Origin of the sequence: uncultured Clostridium sp. (genome assembly GCF_900547735.1) — a bacterium.
Classification (GTDB): domain Bacteria; phylum Bacillota; class Clostridia; order Lachnospirales; family Lachnospiraceae; genus Otoolea.
Window position 1 is genome coordinate 1 of the sequence record NZ_URHZ01000059.1, and the last position, 15,948, is coordinate 15,948.

Annotated in this window: 13 protein-coding genes; 5 read left to right on the forward strand and 8 right to left on the reverse strand. The window is 50.1% G+C overall.

Features of this window, described 5'->3' with window-relative positions; genetic code table 11:
- Positions 1 to 142 precede the first annotated feature (142 nt).
- Complete coding sequence (locus tag QZT18_RS16835) at positions 143 to 1,624, forward strand: sigma-54-dependent Fis family transcriptional regulator (RefSeq protein WP_294149643.1); 1,482 nt, start codon at positions 143 to 145, stop codon at positions 1,622 to 1,624.
- Positions 1,625 to 1,683: 59 nt separating this feature from the next.
- Here the strand turns inward: QZT18_RS16835 and QZT18_RS16840 are convergent, their stop codons facing one another.
- The 7 genes from QZT18_RS16840 to QZT18_RS16870 form a co-directional block, all read right to left on the reverse strand.
- On the reverse strand, positions 1,684 to 3,189 hold the full coding sequence (locus QZT18_RS16840) for a tripartite tricarboxylate transporter permease (protein WP_294149594.1): 1,506 nt from the start codon (positions 3,187 to 3,189) through the stop codon (positions 1,684 to 1,686).
- 14 nt (positions 3,190 to 3,203) lie between these two features.
- On the reverse strand, positions 3,204 to 3,659 hold the full coding sequence (locus tag QZT18_RS16845; protein WP_227033263.1) for a tripartite tricarboxylate transporter TctB family protein: 456 nt from the start codon (positions 3,657 to 3,659) through the stop codon (positions 3,204 to 3,206).
- A 259-nt stretch (positions 3,660 to 3,918) separates the two neighbouring features.
- Complete coding sequence (locus tag QZT18_RS16850) at positions 3,919 to 4,974, reverse strand: tripartite tricarboxylate transporter substrate binding protein (protein ID WP_294149597.1); 1,056 nt, start codon at positions 4,972 to 4,974, stop codon at positions 3,919 to 3,921.
- 797 nt (positions 4,975 to 5,771) lie between these two features.
- Entirely contained in the window at positions 5,772 to 6,149 is a 378-nt protein-coding gene (locus tag QZT18_RS16855) for a hypothetical protein (protein ID WP_294149599.1), read from the reverse strand.
- Positions 6,150 to 6,178: 29 nt separating this feature from the next.
- Positions 6,179 to 7,522, reverse strand: a complete 1,344-nt coding sequence (locus QZT18_RS16860; RefSeq protein ID WP_294149601.1) for a four-carbon acid sugar kinase family protein — start codon at positions 7,520 to 7,522, stop codon at positions 6,179 to 6,181.
- Positions 7,523 to 7,535: 13 nt separating this feature from the next.
- Complete coding sequence (locus QZT18_RS16865; RefSeq protein WP_294149602.1) at positions 7,536 to 8,468, reverse strand: PfkB family carbohydrate kinase; 933 nt, start codon at positions 8,466 to 8,468, stop codon at positions 7,536 to 7,538.
- Between the two features lies 1 nt (position 8,469).
- Entirely contained in the window at positions 8,470 to 9,447 is a 978-nt protein-coding gene (locus tag QZT18_RS16870) for a LacI family DNA-binding transcriptional regulator (protein WP_294149603.1), read from the reverse strand.
- 354 nt (positions 9,448 to 9,801) lie between these two features.
- Between QZT18_RS16870 and QZT18_RS16875 the strand changes: the two genes are divergently transcribed.
- Complete coding sequence (locus QZT18_RS16875; RefSeq protein WP_294149605.1) at positions 9,802 to 10,740, forward strand: carbohydrate kinase family protein; 939 nt, start codon at positions 9,802 to 9,804, stop codon at positions 10,738 to 10,740.
- A gap of 13 nt (positions 10,741 to 10,753) precedes the next feature.
- Positions 10,754 to 11,587 (forward strand): class II fructose-bisphosphate aldolase, encoded by an 834-nt coding sequence (locus QZT18_RS16880; protein WP_294149607.1) that lies wholly within the window; start codon positions 10,754 to 10,756, stop codon positions 11,585 to 11,587.
- 124 nt (positions 11,588 to 11,711) lie between these two features.
- On the opposite strand, the gene QZT18_RS16885 is transcribed toward QZT18_RS16880, so the two are convergent.
- Positions 11,712 to 13,049, reverse strand: a complete 1,338-nt coding sequence (locus QZT18_RS16885; protein WP_294149609.1) for an HTH domain-containing protein — start codon at positions 13,047 to 13,049, stop codon at positions 11,712 to 11,714.
- A gap of 202 nt (positions 13,050 to 13,251) precedes the next feature.
- Here QZT18_RS16885 and QZT18_RS16890 point away from each other — a divergent pair, with 202 nt between their 5' ends.
- Together QZT18_RS16890 and QZT18_RS16895 are read left to right on the forward strand one after the other, a co-directional pair.
- Complete coding sequence (locus tag QZT18_RS16890) at positions 13,252 to 14,439, forward strand: M20 family metallopeptidase (RefSeq protein WP_294149611.1); 1,188 nt, start codon at positions 13,252 to 13,254, stop codon at positions 14,437 to 14,439.
- Positions 14,432 to 15,865 carry a YfcC family protein gene (locus QZT18_RS16895; RefSeq protein ID WP_294149613.1) on the forward strand — a complete coding sequence of 478 codons (1,434 nt, stop codon included), beginning with the start codon at positions 14,432 to 14,434 and terminating at the stop codon, positions 15,863 to 15,865. The genes QZT18_RS16890 and QZT18_RS16895 overlap by 8 nt, the downstream gene beginning before the upstream one ends.
- Positions 15,866 to 15,948 lie beyond the last annotated feature (83 nt).

Genomic DNA, 15,948 nt, shown 5'->3' on the forward strand with positions numbered 1-15,948 from the left:
GACTCACAACCTCCCTCTCACCATCCCGAACCCCGACCGTCCCGGCGGCGTTCTCGTTCCTCAATTAAATCCCTATTTGTCTCCACTTCACATTTATGCTAAAATGGCCATAACCACCATTAAGATGAAAGGAGACCTCTTTATGGCTACCCAGGATCTTTACAGCCAGCTACCCTATACGGAAATTCTGGACAATATTGACGTCGGCATTGCCCTGTATGACAGCGAAGGAAATTACCTGTTTGTCAATACAAACCTGATCAATTGGCGCAATATTCCCCGTTCTGAATTTTTGAAAATGAACGTGCACGACTTTTTGGGCGTTCTAGATGTCTGCGTCTTTGATCTCGTAATGGAGAAAAAACAGCGCATCAGCCGCCTCCAATATTATAAGGGACTCCATAACCCGGAGGGCAGCGGCAGCACGCGTATGCGTATTGTAACAGGCACTCCAATTTTTGACGAGTTCGGAAATATAAAATATGTCATTACCCTGCTCCAGGATGTAAAATCCTTTGAAGAGCTGTATACCGCCCTGCTGAAGGAGCATAAAATCGTCAATTATGGGAGCAATTTCTCAGCGGTCGCCGAGAAACCGTCCATCGTCGCAAAAAGCCCGGCTTTTTTACAGCTTCTATCCATTGCCGCCAATGTGGCCTCCCTGGATTCCACTGTTCTTCTCTGCGGAGAATCCGGCAGCGGCAAGGAGATACTCGCCCACTATATCCACGATAACAGCGACCGGAACGATAAACCGCTAATTACAGTAAACTGTGCCGCTTTCCCTGAAAATCTGATTGAGGCAGAGTTGTTCGGATATGAAAAGGGCGCCTTCACCGGAGCCAGCCGTGAGGGCAAAACCGGCCTCGTGGAGGCAGCCGACGGAGGAACCCTGTTTCTGGACGAAATCAATTCCCTGCCCCTCAGCGTACAGGGAAAACTGCTCCGCACGCTTGAGGAGAAGAGCATACAGAGAATCGGCTCCACCCGGGTAAAAAAAGTGGATTTCCGCCTGCTTGCCGCCACAAACCGGAATCTGAATGAGATGGTGCAGGCCGGAACCTTTCGAGAGGATCTTTATTACCGTATCCAGGTTATCCCCCTCACTATTCCGCCGATGCGGAACCGCCGGGAGGACATTATCCCCCTGTGCCTCCATTTTCTGCATTATTTCTGCCAAAAATATAATATACAGAAAAGTTTTTCCGACTCCGTCCTGAACGAAGTGCAAAACTATGACTGGCCCGGCAACGTCCGGGAGATACGTAACTTTGTGGAGCGCATGGTGGTGATGACGCCGCGTGCGGCCAGGGAAATAACGCTTATCCCTCCCGACATGCTGTCCGCCTCCCCGGAGCCGCAGGCGCCGCCTGTTCCTGACAGTTCCGGTTACTCCCTTTTAAATGCACAGAAAATCCATGACGGTCTCTCACCGGCCTCTGCTTATTCGTACAGCCGGAGCGGCCCATCCCGCGAACAGATTCTCGAGGCCCTTGCCGCCTGTTCCGGTTACCGACAAAAAGCAGCCGACTACCTCGGGATATCCCGCCGCAGTCTTCAGTATAAAATTAAGGAATACCACATTCCTTCCAGATGCAGATATGAAAAGGGGACGGAAAACTGATTCCGTCCCTCAACTCTCATATTAATCTTTTCATTCTAAGCTCTATCCTGCCGCTTAAACTATTTCAGTTTTTCCACTTTCCCGCCCCTTTTCCGTAAATAAGGGAGCACAAGCGGATAAATAAGCGATAGAAATGCCGCTATCAAAAGTACTAACGCAATCGGCCTCTGCAAAAAGATAATAGGACTGCCGTCCGAAAGCACCAGGCTCCTCCTCAGGTTGCTTTCTAAGGTCCTGCCTAAAATCAGGCCCAGAATCAGCGGCGGAACGCAGAAATCCATTTTCAGCATAAAGTATCCGAGAATACCCGCAATGATCATCAGAAAAATATCGCTGATATTGTGGTTCATCGCAAAGGTGCCCACAAAACAGAAAATAAAAATCATAGGAGTCAGAATTACGTCGGGTATCGCTACAATTTTTGAAAACAGCCTGATTCCCGCAAACCCAAGAAGACCCATAAAAATGTTTGCCAGAAACAGTCCTACTATAATTAGGTACACCTTGTCGGTCTGTTCGGTAAACAGCAGAGGCCCGGGAATAATGCCCTGCATCATCAATGCGCCGAGCATGACGGCCGTCCCGGAATCGCCGGGAATGCCGATTGTCAGCAGGGGAATCAATGCGCCCCCCGATATGGCATTATTGGCCGCTTCCGGCGCTGCAATTCCCTCCGGCGCGCCGTTGCCGAATTCTTCCGGATGTTTCGACCAGCGCTTCGCCTCATTATAAGAAACCCAGCTTGCTATATCGCCGCCCGTTCCCGGTATTGCACCGATTACCGTTCCGATGACGGAGGAGCGGAGCATGGTGGGAAATACTCTTTTTACATCTTCCATGGTTGGTATCGTCCTTTTGATTTTAGGCGTTACCTTTTTCATCATCTTTCCAAAATTCTCTTCCGTCGTTATCAGTCCCTGAGAAAAAGCAAAGAGCCCGATTAACACCGGAATAAAAGAAATTCCCCCTGTCAGATAAATAGTCCCGAACGTAAACCTTGTTGTTCCGGCAATGGAATCAATGCCAATCGTTGCAAGCAGCAGTCCAATTACCGCGGACAAAAGCCCTTTTAACAGGTTTTTGTTTGAAACACTGGTAACAATACTCAGTCCAAATACCGCCATTGCAAAATACTCCGGAGGCGTAAACTTCATGGCAAATTTTGACAGCAGCGGCGCTGTCCATAAAAGCATCACGGCGCTGAACAGGCCGCCAAAGGTGGAGGCCATAGTGGACAGGCCCAGCGCCCTCCCCGGCTGCCCCTTTTTTATCGCCATCGGATTGCCGTCCAGGCATGTCGCCGCTGAATTTGCAGTGCCCGGCGTATTAATCAGAATCGCCGTTATGGAGCCGCCATAGATGGCTCCGCAGAACAGCCCCAGCATCATCAGGATCCCGCCGCTTCCCTTTAAGGTCAGCGTAAACGGCAGCATAATCGACAGCCCCATAACAGAAGACAGCCCCGGCATGACGCCGACAAAAATCCCAAACAGCGTGCCCGCGGCGATATAAAGAAGATACATAGGCTGGCAGGCGACCGATAACGCCCCAATTAACGCTTCCATACCTTTTCCCTCCTTTACATAAAAAACGGAGCCGGAAGGACAAGACGAAGGCATTTTACGAAAATCACATAAACAAACGCCGTCGTCCCCACACTGGTTAAAAACAGCCATTTAACCCGTGTTTCTCCCAGTATCCGCATGACTGCAGGTACAAAAATCAGAGAAGTAATAATAAATCCAAGATAATTAAGTGAAACAGCAAAAACGGCAAATGTGGCGAACAGCATAAATACTCTCTGTACCCCCGGCGTTTTTACATCGACAAGCACCTCTTTCCAGTCCATTTTTTCTGCATAGGTCTGCACAACGAGGGCGGCCGAAAGAATAAAAATCGCGATAGCCAGCAGCCTGGGCCAGAATCCCGGCCCCGGAGCCTGGTTAAACGTCTTCGGCATATCCTTCGTCTGGTAAAAAATGCCGACTGAAAGTAATATCATAACCAGCGCTGTACCAAGATTGAATTTCTTCACGAAATACCTCCTTAAAAACAATCGGCATATTCATGCTGCCGCCCGGCGTTTCATCCCGGCGGCAGCAAGTTCCAGCTATGAACTGCAGTAACTGATTGTAAGTAAACATTGCTGTTCACAGAACTGCGATTTTTGCAGGGCTGTGAACAGTAACAAGTAAACAAATCACAGATTAATAACAGATATGTAAATCAAGTAAACGTAAACAATACGAAAAAGAATCTTTTAACCATACTGCCGAAGCAGTTCTCTTACATCATTATTCAACCTCTATGTCCTTGCACATCTCCTGGTAAAACGCAACCTGGGCTTTGATGAATTCCGGAAGCTCTTCCGGTTTTGTGGAAATGGCCTGCATATTTAATCCGTTCAGTGTCTCAGCATACTGTTCGGAAACCGATGCCCCGCCTAAAACTTCCTTTAAATAATCAACAATTTCCGCCGGTGTTCCCTTCGGTGCCGCAAGGCATACCCAGCCGATAATCTGGAAATCCAGATCCGGATAAGCTTCCTTTGCCGTTGGTACATCTGGGTAGGTTGTCATTCTGTCATCGGACAGTACAGCAAGCATTTTTATGTTACCCGCCTGTATCTGGCTGAGCGCAGAACCTGGTTGGATGAACATTACATCCACCGTCTTGTTGGCCACTGCCGTAATGATATCGGCAGTACCGTCAAAAGATACGTGTTTTACATCCAGACCGAACTTTTTCTCGATTGCAACTGCCGCAAGATACGGAGCGGAACCAAGTCCACTGTCACCCACAACCACCTTTCCCGGATTCGCCTTCGCATATTCCACAAATCCTTTGATATCATCGTATGGGACATCGGCGCCGACCAGCAGGGCATAAGGATCGGCCAGGGCCATTGAAAGTGGTTCAAAGTCTGCCGGATTTAATTCAGTTCTTCCCAGCGCATAATTAATAGCCAGGTCAATATTGATAACACCCAGGGTGTAGCCGTCGTTTTTCGAATTAGCAAACTGGTTTACGCCAATCAGACCGGATCCGCCCGTCACATTGGATACTGCAAAGGTAACTCCCGACGGAAGCTGTTCAGCTCCGGTATCCAGCAGGCTCCTCACCGATAAATCCGTAGGGCCCCCGGCCGAATACTGCACTACCACGTTTACATTGTTCTTTGGATAATCCAGGGCGGCTTTTTCTTCCTTTGCCTCCTCTGTCTGTGCTTTCGGAGCCTCCGTTTCCACTTCACCGCCCGTCACAGCCGGTTCGGTTGTTTTGCTGCCACAGCCCGCCAGTGTCATTCCGGTCAGAGCCATTGCCAATGCTAACGACATTAATTTTTTCATAGGTTTCCTCCTGAACTAACAATCTGTTTATTATGGTTACACAATCACTTTTTCTCATTTGTTACATAGGACAGCCAGAACGGCAGCGCTACCTGTTTGTCTGCCTTTGTTGCAACATTTACAATACCTTATCACGAGCAATGTAAACGTTTATCATTTATAGTTCTATATTATATCCCGCACTTTTTAAAGTCAATATTGAAACCTATGAAACCTTTTTACAGATGTATTTTTGTAAAAAAAGTAGGTTATATTATCCAAAATATGGAACTAATCCTTCGATATTACATAGTTTTTTGTCTATCTTACACATTTTGTTGTTTTTTCATGATAATATTTTCATTACATTTGTTGCATCCGTTACATTTCAAAACTGGTTTCCACCTGCCTTTATTCGTGAACTATCACGGATTCGCAATCCGGCCCGGATTTACAAGCCAGCGCGGGCTGCAAAACCAAACCGGATTCCCAAGTCAGACCGGACTGCAACACCAGACTGAACTACCAAACCAGACTGAATTCCCAAACCAGACCGGACTGCAAAAACTGACTGGATTCCCAAGCCAGACCGGGCTGCCAAACCAGACTGAACTGCCAAACCAGACTGAACTGCCAAACCAAACCGGATTCGCGCAAAAAAGTGCGGAAACCACCCCCACCGGTGTAATTTCCGCACTTTTTACCTTTTAAAATCAAGGCATTTTTTTACTTATCTTTGTATTTATCTTTGTATTTATCTTTCTATTTATCTTTCTATTTTGTATTTATCTTTCTATCTATTCCCCAAATCTATCACCCTATTTATTATCTTCCGGCCTGACATTATCGGAGGTCCCGTAAATAAACACAATATCTACAAATCCACCCTCATCATAATAAAAGGCATGCCATTCATTTTCCGGAATATGGAGGATCATTCCGCGCTCCAGTTCCCGGCTATGGGGCAGATTATCCTTCGTATCTCCCCAGCATACGCGGCCTTTTTCAGCGTCAAAAATCACCACCGTCTCCTCTGCGTGGCAGTGAGGCTCCATAACGCCGCACTTCGCGCTGTAAGAGGCATATCCGACCGTCATGGCGCCGCTTTCAAAAGCGCTGTTTTTCCCCACCGCGCGCTGGATATCGCGGCCCGGTAATTCGTCTACAGGCATATTATTTCTCTCTATAATCTCCATCTTATATCCTCACTTTCCGTTCGGCCGTCTCACTTCATCAGGTTCGACACGATCCTCTTCAATGAATCTTTTTCGCCCACATTTCCTGGGAATATTACATAGGGCAGGCCAGGGAATTTACTCTCCGCCCCGGTTTTCCACACGGGGATTCCCGGCAGAATCTGCCCCGCCACATACGCCTTTTGCACGCCAAGACCTTTTACGCCCACTTCGCTGGAGGTGATTCCCCCTTTTGCTATGATAAAGCGCGGTCTCACCTTCAGTTTTTTTACAAATCCCGTCACTGCATCCGATATCAGAAGGGACAGTCTCAGGGCATCTTCCGGATCATCGGAATCCGGAACCAGCAGGCGGCGCTCCGTATATACGGCAACCGTATGTCCGGCCTCCAGTTCTTCCTCTATGCGCTCCTGCACGCGGGCCTGCTCCACCTCAAATTCACCCGCCCGGCCGACAAGCCCGGAATAAAACGGCACGGGGATTACCCCTTCCAGGGTCATCAGTTCGTTAAGCTGTTCCGTGGTCTTGTTTACATGGGAACCGATTACAATCAGTCCCCCGCGGCAGTCGTCCTCTTCCACCAGTTCTTCCGCGGTCAGGAGGCTGCGGTCTTCAATTCCTCCCATCACCTGCACAAAGGCGGCGGCGGTCCTGAACAGAAAATGTTTCCCGGACCGCATAGCGCGGAGCAGCGAAGTCTTAAATACATAAAGATCGTCATAGCTCATCGCGTTAACAATTACCTTGGTAAAATCCACCACCTGCAAAAGCTGCTCCTCTATCCGCTCATAATCTCTGTTTCGAAGTGTTTCAAGCTCAATGTAGCATTGCTGTTCCCAGGCATACGTTCCCCCGGTCTTCTCCTCCACCCATTTTCCCAGATGGGAATTTTTATACCCGAACGTCTTATCACGGGCAAATTCCGTTTCACCGGCCGGAATGAGCCTTCCGCCGTCCGAAACATAGTGGATATTGCCGGACGTATACCTTCCTCCCTGCGGGAAAAACGGACAGATCACCTCTCCGTCATAGCGGATATCCGAAACCCGTTCTATGGTACGGCGCAGTGTCTCCGTCTCGGCAGGATAGTGCCCTCTCAGGGTTGAATCCCCCCTGCTGATAATGAGAAACGGAACACCGGATTCCCTCGATGCCTTAACAACACGCTCCCCTATCAGGCGGTGCGTGGCGATTGTCTCTTCTTCCGTCATTGCCCTTGAATTGGTCAGCAGAAAGAAGAGATTATTCTTTTCTCTAAATCCTTCCCGAATGCTTTTTTCCGACCAGTCTGTGTATACAGAGACCCCGTTAACCGTCTGGATTCCCGTCGGATCATCATCCAGAACCACAATTTTACAGATAAAATCATTCATTTTACTCCCTCTTTTATCTGCCGAATATCTTTTGCATCTCCTCTTTTGTCGGAATTGATGTCTGCGCCCCAAAACGGCTGCCGCACAGATTTGCCGCCGCATAAGAAATTTCCGCCGCTTTTTCCAGCTCCATCCCCCTCACAATGCAGGCGGCAAACACTCCGGAGAAGGTATCGTCCATCGTGGACGCATCCACCATAGGTTCCTTCGGAGCATCAAAAAGGCTGAAGCCGTCATTGCCCGCAAGAAGCAGAAATTTTGATTTCATATGGATCAGCACGGCCTGCTTCACTCCGCCTTTCAGCAGCATACTGGCCGCGACCCGGGCGCTCTTTAAGTTCGTCACCTCACAGCCGGACAGTTTCCCGGCTTCTGAGCTGTCTAAAAACATCACATCAATCCTTCCAAGAATATCAGAAGAAAAGGTTTTGGACTGGTAAGCTACAAACATTACCGTTGTTTCCGCTTCATTCGCTATCTCGATCGCGCGGATCATGGATTTTTCGGGAATTCCCAGGCCTATCAGCAGAATTCCCGCCTCACTGATATACGGCCTTAACTGCTCGATACATTCCGTGTCCATCTGCGCATTGGCTCCCAACACGTCCCAGTACTGGTTTTCCCGGTTGCTGGAGGTGATGATCAGAGAAACGCCGGTGCTTACGCCTTCCACTGTTCTTAAAAGCTCCGTGGAAATCCCCTCCTTTTCAAGGGACTCCCGAAGCTGCTGTCCGAACGAGTCGTCACCCGTCATCCCGGCCAGCCGTGCGGGCACTCCGCACCTGGACGCGGCCACCGTCTGGTTGTTGGCATTGCCTCCCGGAGCCAGACAAAAGGATTCGCCGATTTTCTTTCTGGCATCCTGGTGTATGTTCTGCTGTTCAAAAATCAAATCCATGTTCAGGTTTCCGATTACCAGGATATCTGTCCTGTCTTTTAACGCCATTCTACAACGACCCCCTCCGTATTAATTTCGGTTCCAGCACCACCGGTTCTTTCCTGTTGTTTCCCTGAATAATTCCAATTAAATGCTGGGCGGACGACATTCCAATCTGGTATCCCGTCGCGCCGAGAACGGAAACGGCAGGCGAAGTCATTTTTGCCAGAATCGTATTCTCAAAGCTTATGACCCTGATCTCATCCGGTATCCCAAATCCTTCCTCCCTCATGGCATTAATAATCTCGACAGCCTGGAAGTTACTGCGTGCCAGTATCCCAAGGGAATTGCCGTTCTGCCTGGTAAGCTCCGCCGCTTCCTCCCTGTGAAATCCGTCCGTAGCGCTGTAAATAATCCCGGTTTCACGGCATTTTTCGGAAAAGCCGGAGTACAGGTAATCCTTCTTAAGCGCAGGCGCATTCTTTCCGCTTATGTAAATACAGCGCTTGACGCCCGACACAGCAAAGGCCTCGGCCGCAATCCCGCCTGCCTTATACGTATCGCAGTACACCTTGCCGGAGGCGCTTTCCTTTTTCCCCTTATTCCTTCCCTCCGATATGAAAACGGTGGGAAAATCCTGGGCCGAACTCCTCTGGTAAATCGCCTCATAATCGCTGCAGGGAGCTACCAATGCTCCTGCCACGCCCATGGACAGCACCGACTGGAACGCCTCGTCCTGGCATGAGCTGTCGTTGTCCGAGTTGAAAAACAGCGGGATATATCCGTTCGTGTTCAGGACATCCTCAATCCCCCGCAGCATATCCCCGTAGAGGGGGTGGGAAATATCCCGTAGCAGGACCGCCACCAGATTCGTCTGCTGCTGCCTGAGTCCCCTTGCAAGACTGTTCGAGCAATACTGAAGCTCCTCTATTGTGTCCATTACTTTCTTCTGAGTAGCCGGAGATACGGAAGACGCGCCGGCTATCACTCTGGAAACAGTTGCAACGCTGACGCCTGCAGCTTTTGCAACATCTTTCATTGTTACCATGGGATTCCTCCTCATACTGTCCTTTAATGCGCGCAGAGCAATGCCCCGGCCCGCAGACCACGGTTTGCGCATCGGTTTTTCGTTTCCTGTTTACTTTTTAATCTGTGTCGTTTACTTATTTACTATTTTAGGCACAGCCGGACAAAAAGTCAATGGCGAGATGCAACATGTTTCATTTTTTTGATATGTTTTTACATTGCATAGTGATACGTTTACATTTTATTTTAAAATTGTTGCAAAAAGTGTTTGACATTTTCCATTCCCGGTTTTACAATCAAGTTAATCAATACCTTATCACATCCTATTACGATATTCGTTTTCATTTGTAAATCAACTTTATATTTAGGAGGATTTATGCATTCGCTTGACAGTCTGTTCATTGGTTCAAGTACCAAGGACATCCTAATGCTTGTCAATGCGCCTCCGGCAAGTGACCAGCGTATTGCCGCCAGCTATTTCACCACCGCGTGCGGCGGTGTATCCAGCACCGCGGCGGCAGCACACCAGAGTCTTGGAGGAATTACCGGAATTATCACCGCCGTCGGCGATGACGACACCAGCAATTTCATCAGGAATGATTTACAAAGACAGAATTTTCAGTATTTAAAGCTGTTTGCCATAAAAGATCATTACTCATCTACCAGCATGATTCAGGTAGAACAGGATGGCAGACGCTGTCTTACTTGCTTCGGCGGCTGTATTGAAAAGCTGACTTTCCCCATGATTGACAAAAACATTTTAAAATCCAGCAGGATCATCCATCTCGGAGTTATGAATCCGGAAACCATGCTGGAACTGTGCGCATATTGCAAAAAACATACGGAGGCCCTGATCTCCATCGACGGGGGAAATATTCCAAAGGATCTCGCCCTGGAACTGCTCCCCTATGCGGATTTTTATATTCCGGACAACAAAACGGCGATGTCCACTCTCGGACTGCTGCCGAAAGAGGCCTGTTATTTCTATGTGGAAAAGGGCGCCGGGTTCGCCTGCGTAACTTCGGCCGAATCCGGTTCCTGCGCCTGCGACGGGAAAAACTTCTATCAGGAAGAAACAATCCCCGTCCGGGTTATGGACACAACCGGCGCCGGTGATAATTTCCACGGAGCCTTCCTCTACTGCATCAACCAGGGATGGGACTACGGACGCAGTATGAGATTTTCCAATATTTTTGCAAGCCTGTCCTGCGAAGGTCTGGGTGGACGCGCGGCGATCCCTCCGATGGAAAAAGTCATGGGGTTTATGAAAAATAAAGCGGCCGTAACGCCGCCCCACTCTTTGCAGGAAATATAGAAAGGAAGTACATATGTCTCTCGTTACAATGAATGAAGTTTTTCCGATTGCGGAAGAAAAAAAGATTGCCATACCGGCTTTTAATGTAGATACTCTTGAAATCGCCCAGGCTGTATTGGAAACAATCGAGGAGGAAAATGCTCCTTCCATCATTGCCGTCGGGCAGGCCGCCATTAAGGACGGCAAGCTGGAAGCGCTGGCTTCTATTGTCACGCTTTTGGCCGGAAAGATGAAAACACCCGTTGTCCTTCATCTGGATCACGGCCAGAATTTTGAACAGGTCATAAAGGCGCTGCGGGCCGGTTATTCCTCCGTCATGATCGACGGTTCAACGCTGTCGCTGGCGGATAATATCGCCGTGACGAAACAGACGATACAGGCCGCCCATGCCGTAGGCGCATCGGTGGAGGCCGAGCTGGGAGCCATACTTGGCTCTGAGGATAATATCTCCCACGACGATTCAAAACCGTTTCTGGTTAAAGTGCAGGATGTCGTTGATTTTACCTCCGCGGTGGACGTAGACGCTCTCGCGGTCGGTATCGGGAATGCCCATGGTCTTTATAAAGGACGGCCAAACCTCGATTTCGACAGACTCCGGGAAGTGGCGGAAATCTGCCCCGCCCCCCTCGTGCTTCACGGAGGTTCCGGTATACCGGCAGATATGATTAAGACCGCCATTGAGATAGGCATCCGCAAAATTAATGTGGCAACCGAAGTCCGGCTGTCCTATGTGAAAGGTCTGAACGCAGAGTCCCGCAGCGAAGATTACTATACCATGACAAACAGCGGAAAATGCTGCGTCAAAGAGCTGGTCCGTGAGAAAATCCGGCTGTTCTCCAGGAGATAGAATCCCCTGCGGCGCAGCAGACAGCACGTTATGTAATATCTTCTGTCATCATGGCAGGAGCAGAGGGACGAATCATGACTTCCGCCCCTCTGCTCCTGCCTGTGAACAGTAACTAAATCTCTTCTCACTCTTTCTCCGCAAACAGAAACTCATACAAATTCCCCGGCCGTCCCACTTTCCCCTTATTCGTCTGCCCGACCACCTTCACCAACCCATTCTCTTCCAGTGCATTTGCAATGCGGTTGGCGGCACGCACCGAGATATTCAGGTAGGCGGACAGCTCGTTTACCGTAAAGAACGGCTTTTTCTTGCGTTCCAGCATCATATAGAGGCGGCTTATCTTATCCTCGGAAATTCCGGTGGACTTTGACAGGCTGGAAAAGAGTTCCCGCTCCCAGACGGAGCTGCCGCCGGACTGGCTCACAAACTCTACGGGGCCGGTGACCGATTTATTGTTATAGACAATGTAGGTTCCGCTCTTCGGGACCTGGCATGCCTTTTTGAGGGCCATCACCGCGTTCATTCTGGCATCTCCCGGCGTGTCGCCGAAACCGATTCCCAGGCTGAAATCGCACTCGCTGTTATCCCTGATAAAGTGGAGCAGGGGAAATGCCTGCAATTCGTTGGTATACTCCATCAGGGCGCTGCGGTTCATGATGATTGTGAACTGATCGTCCGACTGCGTGATGACCGTTGCGCCTGCGCTCTTGGCAAAATAATGGATCTCCTCCGCCGCCTTCAGCTTTTCATGGCTCTCGATATATTCGCTCTGAAACTGGTAGGCCACCTCATCCCTGGGCGTCAGCCTGAGCAGCAGAACGGCCAGCCTCCCGTCTTTTTTCTGCAGCTTTTCCCGGTAAAGCTCATGGATCCGGTTGATGGTTTTGACAATATTGTCCGTCGTGGGCCGCAGATAGGTGGCCGGAATCCCCTCCGCACAGAGCCTGTCATAGACAAAACTAAGCGTAGTCGCACAGCCGGTCGTCTTTCCCGCCCGGTAAAGCTCCATATGCTGCCTGAACAAATCCTCATAGTACTTTTCTTCATTGCTGCGGAATGCCCGGCGGCGCAGAATGATAATATCGTTCTTCTCCACTCCGGCATCCTCCATTATCTGCCTGATCGTGGCATAAGAAAAATTATCCACGCTGATCTTCGTGATGTCCACCTTCTTCTGCGCCAGTGACAGCAGCGCATTGATCAGAGAAGAAGAATCTTTCCTGATATGGGTGCATGGAACGCGCCCCGAAAAAATGTCCTGATAGATTTCATACTGAAGTTCACCGCCAAACACCATTCCGTCTATATTCTCGCGCATCCTGACCAGATAATCCGCCGTCTTAGAGGAGAAAATATATCCCTCATCCACATAAATCTCCGCCTCCACCTCGGGAAAATATTCGGCCAGTATTTTTCTTACAATATCCATTCTGATGCTGGTTCCGATAAAGCCAATTTTCATACCCGTTTCCTCCCCGCCGCCCATCTTTTAATTTAAGACAAATTTTGGAAGTTTTATGGACATTTGTCTTTTTTTATAATAAGCCTATCACAAAAAACGAATCCGGAACAGTCGATTTTTCAAGTTTACTGCAAGAATGCAGCAAATTCCTTGAAGAAAAATTTTCGGCCTTATTTTCGGACATTATAAGGGGGATTTTATATTGAAGAGCTATATGCCTGCCGTCGAACAATTTATAGGGGAACGCCGGGAGGAAATGATTGAACTGTGGAAAACGCTTGTCAATATGCAGGGGTATTCCAAAGAGACGGAACGGGTAAACCGCGTGATTCACTTTCTGCGTGACCGTTTCGAGGCCGAGGGCCTCCGGTGCCGTCTGATTGATACGAAGGGCAATTCGGATGTACTTGTCGCCGAAGACGGGCCGGAACGCCCGGGCGCTCCGATTATCATGAGCGGCCATGTCGACACCGTCTTTCCGGAGGGCAGTTTTCCGGAAAACCCGTTCTGCATCGAGGACGGCACCGCCTACGGCCCGGGCGTAATCGACATGAAGGGCGGCGTAGTTATTATGCTGTATGTTATTAAGGCCCTGCGTCATCTGGGGTTTGAAAAACGGCCAATCAAGATTATTCTCTGCGGAGATGAAGAAATCGGCCATGCCGGAGCCGTCACCGGCCAGATTCTCCTCGACGAGGCAAAGGGCGCCCTGTACGCCCTGAACCTGGAAATCGGACGTCCCGACAACACCCTGTCCGTTGGACGCAAAGGGGGCATGGACTGTCATATCACGGTTCACGGAGTCGCCAGCCACGTCGGAAACGATTTCCTGAAAGGACGCAACGCCATTGCCGAGATGGCGCTCAAGATTCCGAAGCTCCAGGCCCTTACCGAGTACGACAGGGGCGTCGTGGTCAGCGTCAATGTCATCCACGGCGGCGTTGTATCAAATGCCATTCCCGACCGGTGCACGGCCGAGCTGGACATTCGGTTCAACCGGATCAGCGATCAGGAACCGGTCCGCAGGAAGATACTCGACATATGCAGTGAAACTTATATCGAGGGAACACGGACGGAAGCAGAATTCGTCTCCTCCATCCCGGCCTTCGAAGACACCCCGGCCAACCGGAGGCTGCTCCGGTTCGTCAACCGGGTTGCAGAAGACATTGGAATCACCCCAATGGAGGGAGCTTTTCTCGGAGGCAATTCCGATGCGGCATATCTGGCGCTGGCGGGCGCTCCGACGGTCTGCTCCTTCGGCGTCAAGGGAACCGGGGCGCACACCAAATCCGAATGTGCCGAGGTTGCATCGCTTTTTGAACGAACCGGGCTGATTACCGCCGTTATCATGGAAACAGATGAATTTACAAAGGAGGAAAAGAATGAGTAAAACCACGTCTCTCACCGGCAAAAAAGGTGACGGAGGCCAAAAAGCTTTTAAGGCTCCCAATCCAATTATTATTATTGCATGCATTATCCTGCTCAGCGCCCTGGCCAGCTATTTTGTCCCGGCCGGCATGTTTGACCGGATCGAAGATCCAGGCACCGGACGTATGGTAGTGGATCCGAGCACCTTCCACTACATAACCCAGAGTCCCATCGGCCTTTTTGATGTGTTTAAATCGGTTACACTGGGAATCCAGGGCGGAAGCAGCATTATCTCCTTCCTGTTTATCATCGGCGGCGCCTTTGGTATTATGGAAGCCACCGGCGCCATTAAGTCGGGAATGGCCGCACTCGTCAGAAAGATGCAGGGCCGGGAACTTCTTCTGGTTCCCGTCTGTATGATCGTCTTCGGCTGCGGCGCAGCTTTTGCGGCCAACAACGAGGAATATCTGGCTTTCCTGCCCCTGGTTCTCACCATCTGCCTTGCCATGGGATTTGACTCCATGACCGCCGTAGCGATTATCTTTGCTTCCGTCGGCGCGGGTTACGGCGCAGGATGTACCAATGCATTTACCGTTGGTGTGGCCCAGGGTATCGCGGGCCTGCCCATTTTCTCCGGCATCGGCTACCGCCTGCTGATTTTCGTAGTTCTCCTGGTTATCAATATCTGTTATGTGATGCGTTATGCACTGAAAGTGAAGAAAAATCCGCAGTCCAGCCCAATGTATGAGTACGACAGCCACCGCGTCCTGGATCTCGACGTGAATACGGTGGAAAGTCTGACCGGACGCCACAAGCTGGTGCTCCTCACTTTCCTGCTCACCATCGTCTGTCTTGTAATCGGCGTCACAAAACTCGGCTTTTATATTGACGAGCTGGCCGCGCTCTTCCTGATTATGGGTATCGTCGCAGGCGTCATCGGCGGACTGAAACCGGCCCAGGTTGCCGACAGCTTTGTAAAAGGCTGCTCCAATATGCTGCTCCCCTGCCTTATGGTGGGTCTCTGCAAGGCCACGACCATCATCATGACCGACGCCAATATTATGGATACCATCATCCATGCGCTTGCAAGCGTACTGAATAAGGTGCCGTCCACCTTTACCGCCTTCGGCATGTTTGTGGTACAGGATATCTTTAACATCATCGTTCCGTCCGGTTCCGGCCAGGCTGCAATCACGATGCCGATCATGGCTCCACTTGCGGATCTGGTAGGTGTTACGAGGCAGACGGCCGTCCTGGCATTTCAGTTCGGCGACGCCTTTACGAACCCAATCACCCCGGCCAGCGGCATGACCATGTCCTGCCTTGCAATTGCAGGCGTACCATATAATAAGTGGTTAAAATTCATGCTCCCGCTGCTCGCCCTCTGGTGGATTGCCGCCTTTGTATTCCTGACCTACGCCACCGTTACCGGCTTCGGTCCGTTCTAAAAGGAATCCGCCCGCAGATCAGAAAATCAGGCCGTGAACGCTCAACTTGCCCTGTCGTTCACGGCCTGATTTTTTAATTATTC

Bases quoted from the DNA above. Each gene is read 5' to 3' on its own strand.
- QZT18_RS16860 (WP_294149601.1), bottom strand. From the start codon at position 7,522: ATGAATGATTTTATCTGTAAAATTGTGGTTCTGGATGATGATCCGACG.
- QZT18_RS16885 (WP_294149609.1), bottom strand. From the start codon at position 13,049: ATGAAAATTGGCTTTATCGGAACCAGCATCAGAATGGATATTGTAAGA.
- QZT18_RS16865 (WP_294149602.1), bottom strand. From the start codon at position 8,468: ATGGCGTTAAAAGACAGGACAGATATCCTGGTAATCGGAAACCTGAAC.
- QZT18_RS16835 (WP_294149643.1), top strand. From the start codon at position 143: ATGGCTACCCAGGATCTTTACAGCCAGCTACCCTATACGGAAATTCTG.
- QZT18_RS16840 (WP_294149594.1), bottom strand. From the start codon at position 3,189: ATGGAAGCGTTAATTGGGGCGTTATCGGTCGCCTGCCAGCCTATGTAT.
- QZT18_RS16850 (WP_294149597.1), bottom strand. From the start codon at position 4,974: ATGAAAAAATTAATGTCGTTAGCATTGGCAATGGCTCTGACCGGAATG.
- QZT18_RS16880 (WP_294149607.1), top strand. From the start codon at position 10,754: ATGTCTCTCGTTACAATGAATGAAGTTTTTCCGATTGCGGAAGAAAAA.
- QZT18_RS16875 (WP_294149605.1), top strand. From the start codon at position 9,802: ATGCATTCGCTTGACAGTCTGTTCATTGGTTCAAGTACCAAGGACATC.
- QZT18_RS16855 (WP_294149599.1), bottom strand. From the start codon at position 6,149: ATGGAGATTATAGAGAGAAATAATATGCCTGTAGACGAATTACCGGGC.
- QZT18_RS16870 (WP_294149603.1), bottom strand. From the start codon at position 9,447: ATGGTAACAATGAAAGATGTTGCAAAAGCTGCAGGCGTCAGCGTTGCA.
- QZT18_RS16895 (WP_294149613.1), top strand. From the start codon at position 14,432: ATGAGTAAAACCACGTCTCTCACCGGCAAAAAAGGTGACGGAGGCCAA.